The 21,281-nt window shown below is 53.2% G+C and carries 24 protein-coding genes and 6 tRNA genes; 10 read left to right on the top strand and 20 right to left on the bottom strand.

Annotation, left to right across the window (positions count from 1 at the left end; translation table 11 throughout):
- Positions 1–161 precede the first annotated feature (161 nt).
- The 6 genes from DKB71_RS32985 to DKB71_RS32960 all read left to right on the top strand — a co-directional run bounded on the left by DKB71_RS32985 (position 162) and on the right by DKB71_RS32960 (position 730).
- Positions 162–237: transfer RNA gene (locus tag DKB71_RS32985), tRNA-Glu, on the top strand.
- Positions 238–241: 4 nt separating this feature from the next.
- Positions 242–316: transfer RNA gene (locus DKB71_RS32980), tRNA-Asp, on the top strand.
- A gap of 34 nt (positions 317–350) precedes the next feature.
- Positions 351–426, top strand: a tRNA-Asp gene (locus DKB71_RS32975).
- Positions 427–452: 26 nt separating this feature from the next.
- Positions 453–528 (top strand) — tRNA-Glu (locus DKB71_RS32970).
- A 47-nt stretch (positions 529–575) separates the two neighbouring features.
- A tRNA-Arg gene (locus DKB71_RS32965) sits at positions 576–652 on the top strand.
- 4 nt (positions 653–656) lie between these two features.
- A tRNA-Arg gene (locus DKB71_RS32960) sits at positions 657–730 on the top strand.
- Positions 731–839: 109 nt separating this feature from the next.
- Here DKB71_RS32960 and DKB71_RS32955 read toward each other — a convergent pair.
- The 7 genes from DKB71_RS32955 to DKB71_RS32925 form a co-directional block, all read right to left on the bottom strand.
- Entirely contained in the window at positions 840–1,214 is a 375-nt protein-coding gene (locus DKB71_RS32955) for a J domain-containing protein (RefSeq protein WP_408601917.1), read from the bottom strand.
- 25 nt (positions 1,215–1,239) lie between these two features.
- On the bottom strand, positions 1,240–2,049 hold the full coding sequence (locus DKB71_RS32950; RefSeq protein WP_408601916.1) for a metallophosphoesterase: 810 nt from the start codon (positions 2,047–2,049) through the stop codon (positions 1,240–1,242).
- A gap of 123 nt (positions 2,050–2,172) precedes the next feature.
- Complete coding sequence (locus DKB71_RS32945) at positions 2,173–2,484, bottom strand: hypothetical protein (protein ID WP_408601915.1); 312 nt, start codon at positions 2,482–2,484, stop codon at positions 2,173–2,175.
- A 94-nt stretch (positions 2,485–2,578) separates the two neighbouring features.
- A complete protein-coding gene (locus DKB71_RS32940) occupies positions 2,579–3,253 on the bottom strand; it encodes a hypothetical protein (protein WP_408601914.1) in 675 nt (224 codons plus the stop codon).
- The gene (locus DKB71_RS32935) at positions 3,253–3,672 is read right to left on the bottom strand and encodes a hypothetical protein (protein ID WP_408601913.1); all 420 of its coding nucleotides are present in this window, start codon (positions 3,670–3,672) and stop codon (positions 3,253–3,255) included. The genes DKB71_RS32940 and DKB71_RS32935 overlap by 1 nt, the downstream gene beginning before the upstream one ends.
- 97 nt (positions 3,673–3,769) lie before the next feature.
- Positions 3,770–4,144: a hypothetical protein gene (locus DKB71_RS32930; RefSeq protein ID WP_408601912.1), complete on the bottom strand. Its 375-nt coding sequence runs from the start codon at positions 4,142–4,144 to the stop codon at positions 3,770–3,772.
- Complete coding sequence (locus DKB71_RS32925) at positions 4,131–5,234, bottom strand: ATP-grasp domain-containing protein (protein ID WP_408601911.1); 1,104 nt, start codon at positions 5,232–5,234, stop codon at positions 4,131–4,133. The genes DKB71_RS32930 and DKB71_RS32925 overlap by 14 nt, the downstream gene beginning before the upstream one ends.
- Before the next feature lie 122 nt (positions 5,235–5,356).
- On the opposite strand from DKB71_RS32925, the gene DKB71_RS32920 reads away from it, so the two are divergent.
- The gene (locus DKB71_RS32920; protein WP_408601910.1) at positions 5,357–6,067 is read left to right on the top strand and encodes a hypothetical protein; all 711 of its coding nucleotides are present in this window, start codon (positions 5,357–5,359) and stop codon (positions 6,065–6,067) included.
- Positions 6,068–6,073: 6 nt separating this feature from the next.
- On the opposite strand, the gene DKB71_RS32915 is transcribed toward DKB71_RS32920, so the two are convergent.
- The gene (locus DKB71_RS32915) at positions 6,074–7,456 is read right to left on the bottom strand and encodes a polynucleotide adenylyltransferase (RefSeq protein WP_408601909.1); all 1,383 of its coding nucleotides are present in this window, start codon (positions 7,454–7,456) and stop codon (positions 6,074–6,076) included.
- A 106-nt stretch (positions 7,457–7,562) separates the two neighbouring features.
- Here DKB71_RS32915 and DKB71_RS32910 point away from each other — a divergent pair, with 106 nt between their 5' ends.
- Together DKB71_RS32910 and DKB71_RS32905 are read left to right on the top strand one after the other, a co-directional pair.
- Positions 7,563–8,975, top strand: coding sequence for a hypothetical protein (locus DKB71_RS32910; RefSeq protein WP_408601908.1), 1,413 nt, complete (start codon positions 7,563–7,565; stop codon positions 8,973–8,975).
- Between the two features lie 233 nt (positions 8,976–9,208).
- Entirely contained in the window at positions 9,209–9,778 is a 570-nt protein-coding gene (locus DKB71_RS32905) for a hypothetical protein (protein WP_408601907.1), read from the top strand.
- Between the two features lie 32 nt (positions 9,779–9,810).
- Here the strand turns inward: DKB71_RS32905 and DKB71_RS32900 are convergent, their stop codons facing one another.
- The 8 genes from DKB71_RS32900 to DKB71_RS32865 all read right to left on the bottom strand — a co-directional run bounded on the left by DKB71_RS32900 (position 9,811) and on the right by DKB71_RS32865 (position 17,271).
- On the bottom strand, positions 9,811–10,434 hold the full coding sequence (locus tag DKB71_RS32900) for a hypothetical protein (RefSeq protein ID WP_408601906.1): 624 nt from the start codon (positions 10,432–10,434) through the stop codon (positions 9,811–9,813).
- Between the two features lie 354 nt (positions 10,435–10,788).
- The gene (locus tag DKB71_RS32895; RefSeq protein ID WP_408601905.1) at positions 10,789–11,823 is read right to left on the bottom strand and encodes a hypothetical protein; all 1,035 of its coding nucleotides are present in this window, start codon (positions 11,821–11,823) and stop codon (positions 10,789–10,791) included.
- A 75-nt stretch (positions 11,824–11,898) separates the two neighbouring features.
- Positions 11,899–12,657 (bottom strand): hypothetical protein, encoded by a 759-nt coding sequence (locus tag DKB71_RS32890; protein WP_408601904.1) that lies wholly within the window; start codon positions 12,655–12,657, stop codon positions 11,899–11,901.
- A gap of 282 nt (positions 12,658–12,939) precedes the next feature.
- The gene (locus DKB71_RS32885; protein ID WP_408601903.1) at positions 12,940–13,629 is read right to left on the bottom strand and encodes a hypothetical protein; all 690 of its coding nucleotides are present in this window, start codon (positions 13,627–13,629) and stop codon (positions 12,940–12,942) included.
- Between the two features lie 71 nt (positions 13,630–13,700).
- Positions 13,701–14,285 carry a TerD family protein gene (locus DKB71_RS32880; RefSeq protein WP_408601902.1) on the bottom strand — a complete coding sequence of 195 codons (585 nt, stop codon included), beginning with the start codon at positions 14,283–14,285 and terminating at the stop codon, positions 13,701–13,703.
- A 47-nt stretch (positions 14,286–14,332) separates the two neighbouring features.
- On the bottom strand, positions 14,333–14,917 hold the full coding sequence (locus DKB71_RS32875) for a TerD family protein (RefSeq protein ID WP_408601901.1): 585 nt from the start codon (positions 14,915–14,917) through the stop codon (positions 14,333–14,335).
- A 60-nt stretch (positions 14,918–14,977) separates the two neighbouring features.
- A complete protein-coding gene (locus tag DKB71_RS32870; protein ID WP_408601900.1) occupies positions 14,978–16,003 on the bottom strand; it encodes a DUF475 domain-containing protein in 1,026 nt (341 codons plus the stop codon).
- A 215-nt stretch (positions 16,004–16,218) separates the two neighbouring features.
- Complete coding sequence (locus tag DKB71_RS32865; protein ID WP_408601899.1) at positions 16,219–17,271, bottom strand: hypothetical protein; 1,053 nt, start codon at positions 17,269–17,271, stop codon at positions 16,219–16,221.
- Positions 17,272–17,450: 179 nt separating this feature from the next.
- On the opposite strand from DKB71_RS32865, the gene DKB71_RS32860 reads away from it, so the two are divergent.
- A complete protein-coding gene (locus DKB71_RS32860; protein ID WP_408601898.1) occupies positions 17,451–18,098 on the top strand; it encodes a hypothetical protein in 648 nt (215 codons plus the stop codon).
- 102 nt (positions 18,099–18,200) lie between these two features.
- Here DKB71_RS32860 and DKB71_RS32855 read toward each other — a convergent pair whose 3' ends face one another.
- From DKB71_RS32855 to DKB71_RS32840, 4 genes are all read right to left on the bottom strand, one after another.
- Positions 18,201–19,448: a hypothetical protein gene (locus DKB71_RS32855; RefSeq protein ID WP_408601897.1), complete on the bottom strand. Its 1,248-nt coding sequence runs from the start codon at positions 19,446–19,448 to the stop codon at positions 18,201–18,203.
- 111 nt (positions 19,449–19,559) lie between these two features.
- Positions 19,560–19,952 (bottom strand): hypothetical protein, encoded by a 393-nt coding sequence (locus DKB71_RS32850; RefSeq protein ID WP_408601896.1) that lies wholly within the window; start codon positions 19,950–19,952, stop codon positions 19,560–19,562.
- A 335-nt stretch (positions 19,953–20,287) separates the two neighbouring features.
- Positions 20,288–20,635: a hypothetical protein gene (locus DKB71_RS32845; protein ID WP_408601895.1), complete on the bottom strand. Its 348-nt coding sequence runs from the start codon at positions 20,633–20,635 to the stop codon at positions 20,288–20,290.
- Between the two features lie 74 nt (positions 20,636–20,709).
- Positions 20,710–21,237, bottom strand: coding sequence for a hypothetical protein (locus DKB71_RS32840; RefSeq protein ID WP_408601894.1), 528 nt, complete (start codon positions 21,235–21,237; stop codon positions 20,710–20,712).
- Positions 21,238–21,281 lie beyond the last annotated feature (44 nt).

Raw genomic sequence — 21,281 nt, 5'->3', positions numbered from 1 at the left:
CAGGATCGGGACGAACGTCCAGATACCCGTGCGCGTGATGAACGTGATATGGACTCTTTCTAGCACTCTTTTTATAGGGGGCTAGATGCCCTCTTCCGATAAAAGGCCGAGGGTAATCCCCTCGGCCTTTTTTGTTGTGTTTGAGTTTCATAAATGTTTTTGCTCCTTTCGTCTAGCGGCCTAGGACATCGCCCTTTCAAGGCGGTAACACGGATTCGAATTCCGTAAGGAGCGCCATTTTGGTCTGTTCGTCTATCGGAAAAGATAGCGCCCTGTCACGGCGCAGAGACGAGTTCAATTCTCGTACAGACCGCCAATTTACTAACTAAGGAAGTTATGAAAGAGTTTACGGTTTGTTAGTCTAGCGGCCTAGGACGGCGCCCTGTCACGGCGCAATCGCGAGTTCAAATCTCGTACAAACCGCCACTTTAAATGCTACACAAAAGTTGCACGTCCCATTCTTCTAGCGGCCTAGGAAGATCGACTCTCCATCGATTAACATCGGTTCGAATCCGATATGGGACTCCATTTTATTTACACTGCTTAGTGCATGCTAAGTTAGGTAAAAGTTACACGTCCGGGTAGCTCAACTGGAAAGAGCACCGCCTTGCGAAGGCGACGGTTTCGAGTTCGAGTCTCGATCCGGACACCACCTTGCCCCTGCCTCAACTGGATGAGATCCCGCGTTCGAAGCGGGCCGTTGGGAGTTCGAATCTCTCCAGGGGCACCACCTCTCAGGCTGTTCAGCCTGCTCGCAATACCTATCAATTGACAAGAAACGGCGGAAATTGACCGGAAGAAGCCCCTCCAACCCGCATGGGAGGGGCTTTTGCTTGTGCTCAGCTTTTGATGAAAACCCAGATCACCACCAAGACGAACGCCAGGCTGATCTTGAACGACATCTTCGAGTACCACTTGCTGGCACCCTCTTCGCCCGGCTCGCTATCAGATGAGCGTCCTGCGCCAAATACTTCGCGCCTGGCCAGGTGTGCTTGGGTCTCCAGCCACGTGTCATACGCCATGCGCTTAGCACTGTTCATGAGGGTGCTGTAGGCCTCGTTGAGCGCCACCATGGCGTTCACGGCCTCCTGGCTGCCCTGGTGTCGATCTGGGTGGTGTTTCTGCGCCAAGCGTTTGTAAGCCGTACGGATCTCGACAGGCGTGGCCCAGCGACTTACGTTCAGGTTTTCATAATGGCTCTTCTGTTTTTCCATGGCGGCTATTCATCTGAAAGCGTGTTTAATCGGAGTCCAGCATTCTGCTGTCGTACGTTTCTTCGGTGTTCATGTCCGTGATGGTCAGATGCCCATCCTCGAAGCAGACACCGGTGTCCATGTAGCGCACATTCGCCAGCTGAGCCGGCATCGGTAGCGAGGTGTGCCCGACAAACAGAACGTCCAGGTTTTGTATCTCGCTGGCGTCTCTCAGTCGATACTTGTTCCAGCCCCACAGCGCCGTCTCAATCATCTTGGTGCCCATGACCCAGATTGACGGAGTGTTCTCAAGCGTCTTCAAAAACAAGGCCCAGTCGTCGAATGGGCATTCAGCGTGCACGATCCCAAACCGCCGACCATCCTTCCCTTCCACCTCGATTGCGAATGGAAGCTTTCGGAATTCATTGATAATGTTTCTGCGCTCGCTTTTGCCGAGGCTGCAGAACCACTCGCCGCCGTAGTCCGTGTGGCTTTTCTTGCTCCCCGATACCCCGGATCGCATGCACATCTGCTCGTGGTTACCGAAGACAGAATGCACCCAGTGCTTGCGCAACCACTCCAGCACTTCGTGTGACTGAGGGCCCCGATCCACCAGGTCGCCGCCCAGGAACAAGCGGTCTTTGCTTTCATCGAAACCGATGTGATCCAGGAGCGCCCGAAGAATCTTGAAGCAGCCGTGAATGTCCGTGGCGAACAGGTCGCGACCGCGTTCGTTTTTGGAGAACTTCTGGACAGGACGATGCGACATCGGAGAGGCCTCCGTAATCTCATTAAAACGCAGAAAACCAAGCAAGACTATGGCGGCTCTGATCTGACGAATGTCACGATCAACCACTTACCAGAGCCACTCAGTTTTCAACGTAGATGAGGGATATTATTACCCTCATATTCTACAGCGTATTGCCATAGATTCAATAGGTTAGCAAGTTTTCTTAAGGTTTGTTCTCAAAGAAAATTGCTATTTTAGGCGGGCAAAGCCTTCCAGCACTTGGGCAACCTGAAAGACGATGAACCACAAGACGCCAACCCCGCCGACTTTCAGGAACAGGAAGAAGCCGCTGGAAAGTGATTTATCGGGAGATACGAACCAACCCCACACGAGGTAGACCAGGGCGATGAGTGCCAGAAGTGTTCCACCCAGAACCAACCAAAAGATCATTCGCCCAGGCAAGTTCATCCGACCTTCGCGCAGGCCATTTTGGCAATATGGGCAAGCCTGTGGGTCGCCAAATATCTCGGTGCGGCAGTTCGGGCAGGTTCTGGTCGTCATAAATAGTCCTTTAGGTGTTTCCTCACCAGTTGCTTAAGCCTATCACAACAAATACAACAAAGCCGCCCGTAGGCGGCTCAGAATGTTGTGGCACTCAGTGAACGCCAAGCTCTGCATCAAGCCTGTCGATCTTGGTCAGCAGCCCCTCAAGCGGCATGCCAACCTGGATGAGCCCCAGCACGTCCCCTTTCAGCGAACTGATTTCGTTGGAGATCCTGTTGAGCATGATGGCCACGTCGCGGTCTTTGCTGCGGGCGTAGCTGGCGCCGAGGTCAGAACGGATATCGAACGGCTCAACGTTCAGCAGTTTCGCCAGAGACATCAGAACCCATTGAGTCAGTGGTCGCTTGCCATTCAAAGCGATGGTGAGGCTGGATCTGTCCAGGCCCAGTTGCTTGGCAGCTTCGCAGCGGGTAATTCTGTTGGAGCGCTGATAGAGAGCCCAGGCGCCAATTAGACGTTCCCAGGTGTCATGGTCGTAGCCTTCGACCTCAACCTCGATCTTGTGCCCAAGGCACTTTTCGCAAGCTCTGATGATCGCCCGGCCAAAAGCCCGAAGGTTTTCATGAGGCGACGGCAGCTTCAGAGGCTCCATGGTACGCAGAGGATCATTTTCCTCGAGGCGACTCCAAATCCCATCCAGCAGCTGGCCAAGATTCGGCTTAACCGGCTTTTTCGCAACCCGTTTGGCTTTCGACTTCTTCGTGGTTCTGGGTTTCCTAGGGGCTTTTGGCTTCCCTTGGGCTGGAGCTGTGGATGTTGCGGTCATTACTTAACTCCCTCGCCCGATCTTTCGACGCTGATGGTCGCTCCAACCGGATTACAGCTTTTGATTACCACGTCCCCTTCCATGATGCCGTAGCGTGAATATTCTTTGAAAACGCAGCGGTTGTTGCTGCTCTCGAAGTACGTCACCCACAAGGACTCTTCCTTCCAGGTCGCATTCAGGAACTGCGCGTTCGCCGGCAGATCTACGGTCAGTGTGCCGCCAAAACGGCGGGCCAGGTAGTTTTCAAGTCCCAGGCTCCAGATCGATACGAACAAGATCCAGATGGTAGCTGAAGCGCCAACAGCGAGAATCCACCGCTTTTTCTTTCCAACGGTTGCACCAGGTAGTCGGTACCCGGCGAAAGCAAACACCAGTGCAATGACAGTCGCGATGACGAAATAAGCGATTTGAATCAGCATTATAATCCAACCAAAAGGGTGTAGAGGCCCAAGCTGGGCAGGATATGGTGCCAAAATATACTATGTATTGACATAAATGCCAAACACGGCTTTGGACTCAATCCGCTCTCGATGAGAACAGATCATTTGTGGCTTCCCGAGCGCTTCCGGCGATCAACACACGTAGCGCTTTGCTGATTTCCTCGGCTGCGACGTTGACCACCGATTCCAGATCAAAACGGTGGTCGACATCAGTCTGGACAACCTTCTGCCAGATTGCATCCAGCAGTTCGATGTTCATCTCCAGATACGCATCGGCGTCGGTGGCTGAGTCAGGATTTTCAACGGACTCTTCCCATGGATAGGTGGCCTCACCGAGCTCCACAGAGCCGCTGATGACGCCGTTCAGTGATGTGGCGCCATTGACCCTAACCGACAAGCCATGGATCAGCACAGCGCCAGCCAGCGCGTCCTGGTGTTCAGCAGGTTGCATACGAGCGCTCCCGAAGCATGATATCGAGTGGCATGGTGGTGATCTTGCCTTTGCGGGGAGCTTCAGGCTCTCGTCGCTTTTGGGTAGCGGTGAACGCCGGCGCCAGATAGGCAGTCGATGTTATGTCCGCAAGTTCAGCAAATTTGAGCCACTCCCAGATCAGATTGACCCTGTCGCCCGCCCGTGCCGGTGTACCTTTGGTAATGCGCGGATTCACGCCAAGAACCTTAAAGCGGCCATGTCTGTCCTGACGGAACGTAGCCCTGAACAGGCCGCTAAGCCCGAACTCTCTTGCCAACACCTGAAGCTGCCGGATCAACTCAGCAGAATGTTGCAGCCGCTCCGGCGCGTGCCCGCCGCACTTCATTTCCACTTTGTGGTTGCGTAGCTGGCCTTTCCAGGCCAAACAATCGACCTCGTATTCAGGGCCAGCCAGGTATTCCATCACCATCCAGTCTTTCTTGGCACCCGTTTGCGTTTGCTGGATGCTCCAGGTGACCGGAGTCTGAGAATCATGGCGCTGCTCAGGATCTTGGAACGTGAAGAAATTTTGCCCCATCAAACGGCTAGCGGGCTTGACGCAGACTTTGAACTGGCCACGCCCCCGGCGCAGAGCGCTCTTGATGGTTTGATCAAAGGTCGTGCGATACTCGCCGTTCCAGATTTTCCAGTATGGAACCATGTCCGCGTAGAAGGCTTGCTCAAGGCGGTGGTAAAAGTCAGATTTGACATCAACGATTGCCAGCTCTTTGGCGCTGCATGCAAACAGCAGCTCGACACCAATGGCTCTGAAATCATCGACGTGTCTGGCCAGCAGCGAATGGTGACGACCAAGAACCAGGAAGTTGATTCCGTGCGCGTTAGCGTATACAAGCGCCCACCGCAGGTACCGATCTGGAGTGACGTTTTCCGGCTCCTTTGCGTATCGGTGGATCGCGGAGCTGCCGGCAAGATCCTGGTCACAATGAGCGGTATGGAGCTCGCCAATGATGCGGTCTTCTGGCCGTAGAGTTGCTTCATGTTGCAGCAGCGCCTGAATCTCACTCGCTACCGCTGAATAATCGTGGTTGAACCACACCTTGAGCTTCACAATTCATGATCCGGACTGGAAATTTTGCGGATGGTAGGTTCAGAATTGACGTCATGTCAATATATAAGTATCGTTTTATGTCAACCCAGCCCATCCGGCCTGCATTCCCTGCGTGGTGAACCATGAACACAACTTGCTCCGTAGAGGCCATCCGGTTATTCAGTATCGCTATCGTAGCGGTGACCTATAACGGCACTAAAAGAAAGAAAAAGCAGCTAACGCTGGACTGGCTCAACCCCAGCGTTGCCAAGCAAGACCTGGCTGAGTTTCGTAGTCGGATCGGGCTGATGTTAAAGGCTGAGGTCAGCGAGTACCTAGCCTTGGCCAAGGGCGCCGTTCCCAACTGGAATGACTTCGACCTCCAGCACAGCATCGTATTCCCCGAGATTTTCAAGGATAAGGTGTTTCAGTACGGTGGTGCCGGCATGATCTTCAAGTACGACATGTTCCAGGTGAAGGCCTACCTCAATGCGGTGAAGAGCACCAAGCTGGATGACTACGCTAAAATCGTCGACAGATACGACTTCACAAGCACCCTCTCCGTCGACGATTGCCAGATCTTAAAAATCGAATACCCCAACGGCTTAGTCCTGGAAATGAACAAAGAGCAGCGCGAGGTTAAGTGGTACCGCAATGGGGAGCTGGAGCGTGAGCTTCAGTTTAGGGAGGGTGAGAGTCCTAAAGGGCTATTGATGGCCCTTGAGGACTACTCAGCAACGGGGACAGTCGATGAAGCCTACGGGATGTTCATGATCGTGCCATTCGACCTGGACATGGATCACGTAAGCTTCAATCAACGTGGACGACTCTTCCTTCAAGACCTCGGTGTCTGACCAGGCCTAGCGGCCTGGACTCCTTTCTTCGATCTCCACTTCGCCAAGGAAGCGTCTCGCTGCAGCACGACGAGCCGCCCTCACCTCGATCTTGGCGTCTGCAATAGCCTTGGCTTTATCGAAAGGCTTCTTCCTTCGCTCCGCCTGGGCTTCACTTTTCGCAACAGACGCCAGGAATACCGGGCCGACCTCAAGTTCGGCGAGCGGCTTCATCGCCTCCAGGAAGTACTTGCCCTGTGGATACGACGTCGGCTTAGAGACCGAACCATCAGCATTCAGCGTGCGCCGACCATATTGGTCTGCCTCACAGAAGGTCACGAGATCCGCAAGGAAGTGGCTGTCATGGCGCAACACCCTATCCAGATCCAAAAGCTCGAAAAGGCTTTCCATCCCTTTCGCACCAAGTCCTTGCACCTGGTGTATCTGCTGGTGACCCAGGCCGGCCCTGTAAGCAAAGGAGCGCACTTCGTTTGGCATCTTGATGCGCTTGGCCAGGGCGTTCAGCGGCGCCTTGAACAGGCGTGGAGACTCATGCCCATAGTGATTGCCACGGACACTGCCATCCGGGTGCCACAGCAGATCCGGCGCCGTGTTCGCTTTACCCAGGTCGTGCAACAGGCCAGCCATACGGATTCGCAGCTTCCTGGACTTCTCGTGACCACGTGTCCTTATCGTTGCCTCGTCGACAACCATCAGGGTGTGAACATAGGCATCCCCTTCCGCGTGGTAGTCGGCCCGCTGCGGAATGCCCTTGAGTAGATCCAGCTCCGGGAAGATAACCTTGAGGGCTCCGCACTGATCGAGAACCTCGAAATAGTTGCGAGGTGTCACCTCCAGCAGCGCTTTTTCGGTTTCCTGCCAGATTCTTTCCGCTTTGACGCTGGCCAACATCCCGTCCGCAACCATCCGGCTCATCAGGTGCATGGTCTCTGGTGCCACGGGGAAGTCGAACTTTGCCGCGAAGCGGGCTACCCGAAGGATGCGCAGTGGATCCTCCAAAAAGCTCTCGTCGTCGACATGGCGAAGGATTCCCAGGCGCAGGTCTTCCTGGCCATTGGCAGGGTCGAAGATACTTCCATCGTCCATCATGGCCATGGCGTTAATGGTCAGATCGCGGCGCCGTAAGTCATCCGCAAGCGTCACGCCCCGCCAGTCGTAAAGGAAATCACCTGACGCGGTGACTTCCATGATTTTTGAACGACCGAGTGCGTAATCGTCGCCGGTGACCGGATGAATGAATTTTGGGAAGGCGCCCACCTGAGTGAACCCTTTTGCGGTCATTGACTCCGGGGACTCGTCGATCACGACCCAATCAACGTCCATAGGCTTGAGACCCAGCAGGGTGTCTCGGACGTAACCGCCCACGCGGTAGGCTTTTTCCAGATGCATAGGCACTTCTCTCCTTGTGCAGGTTAACTCTTAGGCTGTCGGATGGAGATCCGCGCATGCTACCTTCAATTATGGCGTAATAATTCTCACGAAAACAGTGAAAAACATGACCAAAACGTTTTTGACCCAGAAGTTTGCACCCGAAGACATGGATAAGCGCAGGACTCTGGGTCTTAAGCTTAACCGGATCAGCGATGAGAACGCAGTCGGCCTCCTGAATGACCTGCGTTCGATGAACGCAGACCAATTGTGGTCATTTGTCTCCAAAATGGATGAGGCAATCCATGTTCCGGTGCTCAACTGCCTTGCAGTGGAATCCCTACCCGAGGTTACCGGGCTGCGGTACGACACGACGCTGAGAATGATCAGTCTGCTAGTCAAAGGGGCTTATGACGCTACTGAAGATCAGAAGCCCGAGATCATCGCCGGCGTGATCAAGCTGATCGACGGATACCAGCACAGAACTAAGCTTAACCTCATGACAGGCCTCTTCGACGCCTTAGGTGACGAAGGGGTTGCACTGGTTAAGGGAAATGTCGCATTCGACCAGGCGTGTTCTAATCACTTGCAAAGAGTGCTTCAGAAGCCATACAAATCTATGGCGTTAACCGACATGACGAAAAGCATCGGCATGCTTAGACTGCCGAAGGCTCTATCTATCCTCGCAGAGGACATCAGGGTACGTGGTGACAACCTCAGCATGAGCATTTTAGTCTCCGACTTGTACTGTCAGGATGCCTTGTTGCCGACCATAATCGAGCCCATCAGGGCTGCTTTGGGTGATCAGATCCTCATCGACCGTGCACAGATTGCCATACAGGACAATGAAGGAAAGAGTTCGCTTGCGAGGATCATTTCCATGCAAGAAACTCAAATAAACACATCACTTTCTGGGATCATAGAGGTTTTCGGTGAGGACAAGGTGATCACCGACGATATCCTTAGACAGGCGATGGTCTCCGCTAATGGCGATATCAAAAAGTCTCGCCTTCTCTCGATATTCACGCATGACATGGCCGACGCGCCATTCGCGAAATGGCCTAAAACGAGAGATTTTGTCTACGAACACCTCAAGGACTTAACTGTCTCGACAGATTCGATCCTGCAACACACCTTCATAAAGCACTGTGCTGCTGATGGTCATGCCCAGCCCGTGATGGATGTCATCATCGGTAAGCTGAAGGTGTACATGATGAATGCTGATAAGCAGCACGAGCGATCAGACTACGGTGTGTTTGACTACGAAGGATGCACTCAAGCGCAGATCTTAAACCGCACATTTGATGCATTCTACAAAGCGAATTGGCGAGATGCCCAGCTGAAAACATGGCGCTGGTGCGCCATCGACCTCATCCAGGAGACCGGCATCTTGGAGTTTGCTGAGTTGGCCGAGGGGGCGAATGCGCGCTTGATGAGTGAGTTGATCGACGCCATCGGTGAGCCTGAGAATAAGACCGAGATCCTGCAGAAGCTCGTTAGGTTTCGTGGGGCTTGGTTTACGCAGGAGCTAGGCGTTTAGCGGCCTGACCTCTTGAGGCCCTTAAGCTCCCCAGAGCGCGTTTAAGGCCGTTGAAGCATTCAGGCCCGTAAGGATGAGCTGATTCGCCAGATTACGTTCTGCTGAGGTCTGGGGGCTGTCAAAGGCCACGATCAAACAACATGCCTGGGGTCTTTGCCTCCCCCGCTACCTTTCGCAGTGTTCGCTGAAATCCGCACTAGACTGGATTCACAGCCCATTGCGAGGTAACCGTCATGTCCAAGCCAAAACTCGTTTTCGCTGTGATACTGGAGCCGGACTTTTCCAAGGTTGAATCGGGTGAAGTCGATCAGTATCACGTAAACGTTCCGGCGTTGGACTTCAACGAACTGGCTCAGTTGCTTGAGAAAGAGGTTGTCTCCGGCGATAAGGTTTCAGTGCGGTGCGCCAACGACTATCTCGACATCGTGACCCTACAAGGTGCAGAACCCGTTCTCGATCAGCTCTCCCTGTACTGCAAGCATACTGTCGGTGCGGCCTCCTCTAAGACAAGCAAGTTCGGAACGATTGATATCAGCGACGAGTGGGCAGAGAAGATTCCCGTACTGGATCGCGCTTCAGCCCCACCTCCAGGCATTTTGTTCTTTACCGTAACCGGGAACAGCATCGTGACTGTCGGCGTCTGGATGAGCGTCCTGCACATGTGCTTTGGCCGGCACAGGTCAGCGAAGCCAGATGTGGAGAACGAGCCGATGAATTCTGCGCTGCAAGCAGGCTTCGAGCGGTTCTTTGGGATGCCATTTCGCCCTGTCGCGACAGTCACCAATCTGGGCCCTGTCGACTGATGAGTCTCGTCAGTACCAGGCTCAGCGCTTCCCTATACGCCCAACTCCAGGGTGAACTCTTTGCCTCTGTAAGCAAGGAAGCCATGTTGCCCATAAGCCTTTCTGATCGCAGCGAGAGCAGCGTAACGATGACTGTGGATACGGAACTTAGTGATGTCGAATCGAGGCTTCGCCCTGTTCTCTACGAAACTTTGATCTGGCATATGAAGGCTCAGGATGTATCGACCCTTCTCATCTCTGATCGCGATGCCGATCCCTTCTAGTGACCCCTTTGTCTGGCCTTTCTTCATGAGCAGCTCATCACAGCGTTCAGCGTAAATCTCAAGTCGACTCAAAATGCTGGCTAGGTCGTTTCCAAAAAGCATTTCAGGCAGTTGATTGTGATAGTACTGATCGTCATCGGCTTCCTGATACCAAATGCTTTCTACAGAGTACCTGCAGCCATCGGTGAAATCGGAAGCGGGATCGATGTACTCGTTGATAGGGAGATGCTCTTGAGCATTGGTCAACGAGGCGCCTGTAAAATGTTCCCAGATTGCTTCGACCTGTAGCCAACCACCGGGCTTTTGCTTGAGCTGAAGAAGTGCATGAGCATGATCCAGAAGCGACACGGGGCTCCAAAGTGGCCGGTAGAGATCCTGGCGCAGATCTTTCATGAGATCGCTTCCTTCAAAACGAACTTTCCCGGATAGCCTCGCCATCAGCTCAAGACCTGGATCACGTGGGTCTAAAGGCCGTAAGTTTTCGGTAACACAGTCCTCTAGCGGATGCTGGCCCGACCATTGTCGTTTGTCATAGAACGATGGACTCAGTGAGGATCTCATGCAGCACAACAGGTGCATGGCTTGAGCGCTTGGGGTCGCGCCTGGCAAATTACGGGAGGACATGAATATCTCAGCCTAAGGAAAATTGGCAGGCGTCGACAATTTCGTGAATCGTTTCGCCCTATCCTGCCAGTATGACCAGGGCGCCAGACCTGCATCAAGTCCGACACGCCTGGCCGGCAGGCTTCAGAATTTCCTCAGCAGCAGAGCCAGACCATCCCCAATATCGCAGAACTGCCGCTCGGCACTCTCTCCTCGCCCCTTCGCCCATGCGTCAAACACATAGGGTTCCTCGCGGTAGGAGTCGAGCATCTGCAGGCTATCGCCAAGATCGAAGCTGAATCGGATTTGCTCTGAGCGATCCGCAATGGCGGTCTGGTACCGCACCAGCGGGGAGCCCATGTGCGGCAATTTGTGCTTGATGATCTGCGATGACCAGTGTGCATCGTAGTTGCTGATGATCAGGCATTGGCGCTCGACCAGGGACGCCATGGAAAATGGCTTTTGGAAAAACTCTTCCCGACTGACCATAACGAAATCATCGCCCCATAGCCGACCACCCTTCTCGACCAACGAAGCTGTGAGCCTATGACGCTCATCCCAGATGGCCAAGACCTTGCCGGCGAACTCGGTACCTGGCGTACCCGATGTGTCGTTACACACGCTCAGGAGCAATCCAGCACGTTCAGGCTCGAGAGCCCTAGCGCCGAACACCAGACCAGGTTTATCGAGTAGCTGACCAGCTGTCAGCCCTGATACGTGATACAGCCAGTCCTCGAGCTCCGGAAAGATACCGCTTTCGGGCCAGTCTTTGGGCTCAAAGATCATGTTGCCGGCGCCGACCTGGATGACGGGCACCTCTTCAAAAACAGAAACTAGCATGGCGCTCTGGGCGCCAGAAGTAACGACCCAATCAGGCTTAAGCTCACGCAGCAGCATCGACCACGACACGTAGACCGTCTTGCGCACATCTGGATCAGTCCAGCCGGCGCTGTGCAAATGCTTCCAGGCACCTTCGGCACGATGAGAGCTTTGCACCTTGATGGCCAGGGCGGAGAACACCTTATCGGCCCAGGATAGATCCACACCATCAACGTTACCGTTGGTGGCCACGATCACTTCCACGCCTTCAAACCTTTCACGCAAGGCCGAAGCGCACAATCTCAGCTGGCTGAAAGCCTCGTGTACAGGGCCTTGCTCATAAATAAACAACACACGCATGGGGCAACCTCTTATTGTCCAAACATCATACGCGATTAAGCGCAAATGTTGGCCGGCCAATTCCATTCATCTTGGCTACAGGTGGATCGGATTCCAAACTTGCTTACCGAAGTCGAAATCCCACTTCTCGCGCAATATGTTGGTGTCGGCAACATCCACTAAGGAAGGCCCGGTGGCATCGACGATCAGATACCGCTTCCCATCCTTGTAATACGTGAGGTTGTCGGGCGCCTCGGGCATCTCAACGGCTGCCACGATGTGTTGCTTGTCTGGAAGTAGGACGAGGAAAACCGCCTTGGCTGGATAAAGCATCTTCAGCAGACCGGCCATGTAGACCTGCTTGCTTTCACAGTCCCCTCTCTTCTCAACCAGCATTCTGATCGGGGTGTACATGCCGAACGGATCGGATTTGAGGTCGTCGTATTGGATCGACTGCAGGAAATTCAACCTGTCATTGATCATCGCCGAGTGGGTTTTACCTACGTCGCGAGCCTGAAAGAACTCATGTGTGGCCCCGATGACGTCACGGAAATCGTGAACAATGTCTTCGTAGTTGATGAGCAGCTCCCGGCGATCTTTGTCGTAGGTGTAATAGGTGCTATCCCGAATGTCGTCGTACGCCCCGTCGATGTAGGAGCGCACCCTATTACTCAAGGCATTGGCCTCCCCCATGTGCCCTTCCTGGTAGGTAGAGCTGAGCTCATATGTTTGCCCATAGGATCGGAGCTTAAGCTTTGCGGTGGGAGTGGAGATTTGCGTGGCCATGGCTTGAGCCTGCAGCATAACTTTCGACCGGATCTGTTCGTAGCCCAGCATGTCGCGGGATGCGGTCATAGCCTGGGTCATTCGGGCGTCATCGACGGTGAGGCCGAAATGCTGAGTCTCGCCAGAAGAATCCTTCCACCAGTGCTCGAGGTAAGTGGTAGATGCGTTGGCTTGGGAGGCGCCCCCAACACTGATTACCAGGGGTAGAACGAGGTGTCTGAGGAATCTGGCCATGGAGTAGATAACGATCTAAGCAATTGGCCGGTGGCCTTATTATTTTGATCGATTATCGCAGCAACCCGGCAAACAATACACATGAAATGCCACTTGCCGGGCACTAAAGACCACAACCTAGTCTTTGGCCGCTTCAGTCATGTCTGCAATCCACGCATCCCAGGACTTTTCTTCGTCCTGGGTAAGCTTAAAGCCCATTTCGTCCACTACGGCTTTGCGCACCATGTTCCAGTCCATCGTGTGTGGAAAAGTGGTGTCGGCCAAGACCGAAAATTCTGAGCTCAGTAGCAGTTGATGCGGGATGAATGCACCATCAACGGATTCTTCGTCTCTATGACTCTGACGATTAAAATCAGCATCGAAAATCGCTTGGGCCTTGATCACAGCAACCGCAGGAACGTCCCCGTACTCACTCAGTGGAACAAGACTGCGGGTGCTTTCCCTCCCTTCCCGCTTCCACGTCACCACCTGTTTGATGAAGCCGTTTGTAGCGAGTTGGCTCATCTCATCGAGCATCTCTTTATCGATGCGGGTGTGGATCAAATGCACTGAATCAATGGACGTGAAATTTTGGAAGCTGATGATGCGCTTCGTCACAAAATCTACGAGGACAAGACCGTAGTCTGTTGGTGCGAGACTCCCGGCCAGCTCAGGATCTACCCAGCGAGCCCGACAGGCATCCAGGTACTTCGGATCCTGCATAAGAAACCCAGGTCGTTTGAAAAGATTGAGACCACCAGTGCCCCACGTCATGCGGTGTTGCTCTTCTTCACTGAATCGAACTGTAACCGCTACGGCTCCGCCCATGATCTTTTTCCTCGTGTGATTTGAAGGGACAAAAAACCCGGCCTAGACCGGGTTCCCTGTGAAGCTAAGCGTTACAGCTCGCCGACGATGTCCGGCAGCATGTCACCCGCAACCAGGCCCTGAGTAGGCTTGCCGATGGACTTGACCTTCCATTCGCCTTCATTGCGTTCAATGACAGCCAGAATGACGCCGGTGAAGGCACCCTTTTCCGAGATGTTCATCTGAACGAGCTTCTGCTTCTTCTCGTCGTAGATGTTGCAGAAAGCGTTCTCGACCTGATCGAAGTGCTGGCGACGGAACGAGTTCACTGTCACGACCAGGTACTTCACCCGAGCAGGCAGAGCAGCGGTGTTGATGTCAATGGTCTCATCATCCCCGCCTCCTTCACCGGTCTGGTTATCTCCCGAGTGACGGATTGCGTTGCACGAGCTGATCTTCTTCTGCCACCAGACCATGTCGACGACTTGCTTGTTCTCGTCGAGCATGACGATGGAAGCATCCAGGTCGATAGCTTTGGCAGTACCGCCGAAGCCCATGAAGCCTTTCGACTTAACCGGATCCCAGCCCACGCCGACGCTCAGCTTCGACAGACCAGAACCGTCAGGCTTCGACAGGTTGATTTTGTTGCCCTTGCCCAACATCACTACATTGCTCATACAAATCACTCTTCGTTTAAAGGGGAGGAAGCTGTAGAACTGGCGGCTTAGCCGGCAGTCAGACCGACTTCAGTCAGAATGCCGATCAGGCCATCGTTGTAGCCGGTGCCCAGGGTGCGGACTTTCCAGCCGCCGTCGTGGCGATACACTTCAGCCATCACCACACCGGTTTCGGTGCTGTAGTCTTCAGACAGATCGAAGCGATACAGGCTCTCGCCTTTGTCGGCGTCTTCGATGCGGAAGTAGGCCTTGTCGACCAGGCCGAAGTTCTGGCCGCGCTCGATGGCTTCGTGGATATGAACAACGAAACGCAGTACGTGGATACGAGCCGGGATCAGGGACAGATTGACCTTCATCTGCTCGTCGTCGCCCTCGCCGTCACCGGTCTGGTTGTCTTTACCGCAGGTCACGGATTTGCAGGCGGACTCTTTGTGGTGGTAGTAGATATAGTCGTCAGCGTTAACGACTTTACCGTTCTCATCCAGCATCAGGGTGCTGCCGTCCAGGTCGAAAGTGACACCAGGAGTTTTGCGCGGTGCCCAGCCCAGGCCGATGATCAGGTTGTTCAGCGAATCGCCTTCTTTGGAGAGGGAAACGCGGGCGCCTTTCGACAGAGTAATGTGGTTCGACATAACAGTGGTTCCTTGTACAGTGAGAAAGAATGGCGGGAGCGAGCCCCCGCCGCGCCTTGGTCAGGCTGGTACAGCGGCTACTTTGTCCTGCGCCTTCTTGTGGCGGATGGACGAGTAGATTGCCAGGGAGATCAAGCACGCGCCGGCAAGGCCAGTGAAGATCTCAGGAACGTGCAGCAGGTTGTGAGTCAGCATGATCACACCCAGGACACCGATGGCGAAGTGTGCACCGGACTCCAGGTAAACGTACTGATTCAGCAGACCGGTTCTTACCAGATGGATTGTGATCGCTCGAACAGTCCATGCACCGATGGTCAGACCCAGTACGATGATGATAGGATCGCTGCTCATCGCAAAGGCCCCTATCACACCGTCGAGGGAAAAGCTAGCGTCTACGACCTCCAAATACATAAAACTCATGAATCCGCCGCGTTTGATAGTATTTGTCAATGCTTCGCCGGCGTCCTTGTCTTCGAAAGCGTTCTTCAGCAGACCCATCACGAAGTACAGAGCCACACCGAACACACCAGAGAACAGGAAGGTCGCAACCTTGCCATCTTCGATGCTCAAAGACATACCGATCAGTACACACAGTGCAACAATGGTGCTGACAGTCGCATGCTCACCGAAGCGACCGAAGAAGCGCTCAACACCACCAAGCCAGTGGTGCTCTTTCTCCGGGTCGAACAGGAAGTCCAGGAAGATCATCAACAGGAACATGCCGCCGAAGGCCGTAATCGAGGTACTTGCTGCTTCAAGATGCGTGGAGTACGCGGCGGTATCATTGACGACCAGCAGTGCGGTTTCCCAAAGGCCGAGGTGCGAAGTAACAGAAACGATCAGAATCGGAAGGAACAAACGCATACCGAACACAGCAATCAAAATGCCGACCCATAGAAACATGGTCTGCCAGAAGGGTGTCATATCCTTAAGGATTTTTGCGTTGAACACCGCGTTGTCAAAACTGACAGATATTTCCAAAACGCCCAGGATCGCTACGATGAACGCACCCTGGATACCACCGATCTGGTATCCGAAGAATACACAGATGATGGTGAGCAATACCGATGACCAATAATTACGCATTGTCTACCTCTTTACCTATAAAACCGAGGCCAAAACCCTTGTGGATTCCAACCTCGAACGGGATGAGAGGCGGCGACAGTGATGTGGCCGGCTGCTCATAGGGTGCTGATTATTGCGAAAATTGATGGCTTGTCAATACTTGATATTCGTTTAATACCATAGCCCGCCGAAATTGCTCCGGCGGGAGGATCGACTACCCTAGGGGAAGGCCCCGATTACTCGGCGTCATCGCCTGATTTTGGGGTTCTTACACGCCGGCTATTCGCCTCACGTTTTTTTCTTACCGATTCGAACGCATGCCAGATCGACATGGCCGAAAGGGTCTGTGCACATGAGATCTTTTTCTCATAAGCGTTTTGGTAGAGCCCTTCCTCATTGATGCGCTTCACATCTCTGATCAACCTAGAGTTTGGCTTCAAATTCTCTTCCAGGTCGAAAGTGCCGTAGTAGACCTCACACGACCCGGCGATCATGTGTACGTCAGGCTTGATCTCACCGATCAGCTCGAGGTTACGCAGAGGCAGTCCCGTCAGATCACGCAGCGCAATGGCAGCCGCGTGCTCACGGTTCTGAAGGCTCGATGCAGCCACCTTTGGAAACTCAAGCACGTGCATGCAATCGATCTCGCTGAAACGCTCGACCAGGAGGAAGTGACCATCCCGTGGGTCATGCATCAGAATGATCGCAGTCTTGCCGTCTGGATAGCTGATGATGTTCTGGTGCTTTGGCCCGACCACAACCTCGAAGCCTGGGCCCTCCATTTGCACGTCACCCTGGCGCAGCGAGCGCGTCTGGCCTGACAGGTTTTCGCGGCCCTGAAGGTGCTTGTGGACGGTCTTGAGGCCTTGCTCGATGAACACAACCAGGTTGTCATGCAGCTGGAGAACGCCGGGGGAAAGCTTCTTGGTGCGAGTGGTGTAGCCAGGCAACGACAACAGGTACTCCTGAATGGAGGCCGACAACGCGCTGTCCTGAGTTTTGTCCGATACAAGAGCAAAGAGTTTTTGTGGATCGAGGCATGCTCGAAACCCGTCTACTCCGCTCGCCAAAGGCTCTGCATCGCGGGTTTGAACAAACAACGCCACACTAATGTTGATGAGCTTAAATATACGACAAACCCAGATTTCGCCAAGGTCAGGAATTTGTTTGATCGGAGCGGAAAAGAGCTCTTCGAGTGCTTGACGGCTGAAGTTGTTCGCCATGAAATCCAAGCGTTCTTCAGGGGTCGAGATCGCCATCAGCGTTGTTTCGATTGAATTTTTTGGCATGATGAAGCCTTTCTTATTTTTCTTATGTTTTCATTCTGACAAATTCTGAGAGGAACACAAACACTTTGTGGTCAATTCAATTTATGGCAAAAATTCAGAAGAGTTTAAAGGCTGAGTATTGACAGTGAGTCAAGTAAGAGTATACTCGTTAACAAGCCGTCCAATCTGGGAGAAAGACGATGAAGATTCGTAAATTTAGCTCTGCCGCTGCAATCCTGGTCACCGTCTGGGTGCTCACAGATATCGTGTTGGGATTCGTCCGTAATCCTCTCGACGACCAATTCACGGGTAACGTTGGAATCATCAACGGCAACAAAATCGCTCAGGTCGATGCGACCATGACTCTGGACATGCTGGAAAAAGGTTTCACGATCAACCGGCGTCCTGGTATCTACAACACGGGTGTTCGTCTTTCCTTTGAAGGCAAAGACGCCCAGACGTTGACTGCCTTGGGTCTGCCGAATCAATTCGTCCCGAACGAAGATAGCTGGAAGTACGAGCAGGGTTTCTGCCAGCTGAGTGGGATTAAAACCGAAGGGGCGTCGCCTGGTATCACCCCTGAGCATCCACGTATGAATTACGGTCGATTCACCTTCACGAGCAGTACTGAAGGTTGCATGCCCTTCATCGTAGCTATGACTGACTTCGATCACATTGAATTCTCGACCTACCAGCGCGGGTACCTTTTCGACCGTAAAAATGTGATCTACGGAAGTCTGGAGCGTGATAGCCGAGTTAGCCTCATCCAGCGTACGATCATGCGTATGCGGTTCAACTCTTGGGTTAACAATAACCCCATCTTCGGAAAAATTGTGCCTCAGACTTGATATCCACTCAGCGTAAAAGAGACCCCGGCCTTGCCGGGGTTTTTCTTTTCCAAATGTTAGTTTTTGGATTTCATCGGCTGTCGATGAGCAGGTGTCAGATGGTCAGACCCCTAGCTCTTGGGTGAATTTACGGCCACGGTCGCGAGTACCCAGGTGTTCAACGTAATACTTGGAGTCATCAAAATGCTCCATCAGGTACGCCCTACCCTTCGTATTTAACTTGCTAACACAAAACTTCCAATCGATGTCATCGCGAACTTCAGACATCACTTTTATAACCGAATTATCGGTCATCGCCGGCCTCTTCCCGTTCACTACCGCAATGAACAGTTGGCCAAGTAAGCGCTTGGCAAGATCCGGATCGGTAGCAGACATTTTGATACTCGTTACCAGGTTGAATATTTCCTGGGGCATATTCCCGAGAGTCCACTTGTTTTTCGTGTTTCCGAAACACTGAAGTGCGACGGCTGACTTCTGGGAAAGTTCAACGAATAGTTGCTCACCAACGTGGCTGATCTGTTCGGCCAGCAGTGTCCGCAAACAGGGTACGTGATAAGCCTTGGGCTTTTCAGGCAGTCCTTCCAGGTAGAGTTCAAAGCGTTCACGAATCCGTAGCAGATCGAGCTCTTGACCGGCATCAGGAAGTGACTTGAATCTCTGGTACGAAGCTAGCCAGGCTGTCACGAGTGGGTCGTCATTACCTGGGTAGTGCTTGAAACCGAATGTATTTGGCTCCCCAGGAGCTGCATCAATAACGAACGGTATGTCTTTGAGTAGGCTTGTCTCTACCTGATGTCTAACGAGCTGGGTTTCTTCCTGGTCGAGGTTAGTTTCCAAGCGTGCGTACAAGGCCCCATTTTTATCGCCGAGAACAGCCCCAGTGAGATCGAATAACCTGGCACCTCGAAATGCGGAGGCCATGTCTGACTTGTGCACACCTTCATCTTCAGGGTCAGCCGATGGGGCGCCGGCCAGAAGTATCGACAGCAGCTGTGGATCCGGTGGCCTGGATTCAACTTGATCTTTCCAACGCCCACCCTGCTGAAGCCACTCTCTGGAGGACTTTAGAGTGAGTCCCTTCATCAAGATCCAGTACTCTCTGGCCTTGAGGCTTTCGGTCAAAAACTTGATATCGGAGGCATCCACCAGATCCGGGCGAGAAAGGATGTCCACATAAGCTGGGAGTTGAGTCGACCGCTGGGCCAAAATCATCCGTCGCAGCTCCCGCGATTGCCGCTCCTTGAGCGAATAAACGAACGCTCCACAAGGCTCAGCGAATGCGCCCTCCTTCTCAAGTTTCGTTACGTTCGCACTGAAGTCCAGCCACGCTTTGTTCTCTGGCGAAACCATAAACACCCCCAAAACCCTTTCAAGAAGCGTATCACCTGCGTTCTACGCATCCCAAGAAACAAAAAGCCCGCACTGGGCGGGCTCTGGACGTCACAGAAGACTCTACGACGATCAACGCATAAGCAGGTTCAACTTGGAGCCTTTGTCGCTCAGGCAGGCTTGCAGGCCGGTCTTGATAACCAGGCCCAGCTCGATGAGACGGTTGGCCCCGTAACCAAGCAGCACAGTGCTCACCGACTTACGATCAGCCAGGTGGCGGATCATGTGTTTCTCAGGAGAAGACAGGCGCTTCACCAATGCGTCCAACTCAAGGCTTTCCAGCTGCACCTGAGTATCGTTGGCGGGTTTGCGGGCTGCGAGAGTGCGGGCAGTTGCAACCATGCGTTGCGCCCTTTCCAGCTGCTCAAGGACATCCTTCGGCAACTGATCGGACTGGCCATGCTCAAGAAACAGGTCTTCGAACATGTTGTCGATTGCTGACAAGGAATCTTTGAGCGCATTCATGATGTTTCTCCCGTTGGGCCCGGCCTACAGCGACCGATCTGCCCTATGTGTAGTGCTGAAAACGCCCCCTTCAACAGGAGGCGTGATCATCAATTTCTTACCGTCAATATTAGCCATATGTTGCCTGAAAAGCAAGCCGAGAATGGGTGTTTGCGATAGAGTACATTGCTTCAAAAAGGCTGGATTTACTGGTGTTTCAAAGCATCAGTGATCCGCAAAACCCTTGAATTATGGGCCTTCAGGAATTTTAGAAAAATCATCTGCAGAAATGAAAAAAAGCCACTTCAGAAGTGGCCTTTTAAATTGTCAGATTAGCTACGCCGTGAGGCTGCCCGTTAGCCGAGCATCTGAGAGCCAACCAAGACGATCAGGGTCAGCATTACGACGCAGTCCAACTGCAGGATCAGCTTTTTGGCTGTCGCTTCATTTCCTTCGCGAAGGTGAAAGACCTGTAGCGACTTGATCACCAGAATATAGGCAAAGAATGCCAAGGAGTACCAGAAAGCTGCCTCGCTACCGGCAACGAACGCCCAGGTGATCGGCGTATGCAGCAATATCGCTTTAAGCACCACCATCAATGGCACTGTCAGCATGCAGATGGCGAGTATCCCTAGAAAGGATCTGTCCTTGGTGCGTAGGCCCACCATGAAACCGGTGGGGATGTTACGAATAGTAGTGATCATAGTGGCGCGAGCTTCCAAGTCGTGTTCGGGGGAGTCGTGTCTTCCAGCAAAGCTGGCCTACCGCTTACCGACGCCTATGCAGCCTCGCGCTCTTCCTGCGCCTGGCACTCACGGGCGTCCTTGATGAACTGCTTACGCCAGTTACTCAGGATCTGGGCACGGGAGCCGGCTTCGTTAACGATGCGTAGATTCGGCCCAACCATGCGCTTCATTTTCCGCATGACAGTGCTCAGGTTCATCGACCAATTCGTGTACCTGCCGCTTACCGTTCCCTGCAGCGCCTTGTCTTTCACCACGAGCGCATATTTGTAATCGATCTTGAAGTGCTTGCCCATGTACTCGTGGTACTCAACGTAGTCACTCACGTTGAAATTGAAGTCCTCGGCTAACTCCCACTTACACGGGCTGCTGTAGCAGTATCCACGCTTCGACATGAAGGAAACCTGGTGCACTTCAGCGCTTACGATCACTAGAGTGGCATCAGCACCGCGAAACAGCTTGCGAAACTCCGGCATGATCTGAATACCGTTACGCTTGTAGCCGTACATTTCCCAACCTGGATACTGGTCGGAAAACTCACAAATTTTCTCGATTCCTGCCATTTTCCCACCAAACCTTTAGAGCAAACTCACCGATGAGTAAGCCC

The sequence above is a fragment of the Pseudomonas sp. PLMAX genome (assembly GCF_046042685.1).
In the GTDB taxonomy this organism is placed as follows: domain Bacteria; phylum Pseudomonadota; class Gammaproteobacteria; order Pseudomonadales; family Pseudomonadaceae; genus Aquipseudomonas; species Aquipseudomonas putida_AE.
Note: the sequence above shows the minus strand (reverse complement) of the source record. Positions and strands in the feature narration are given on the sequence as shown.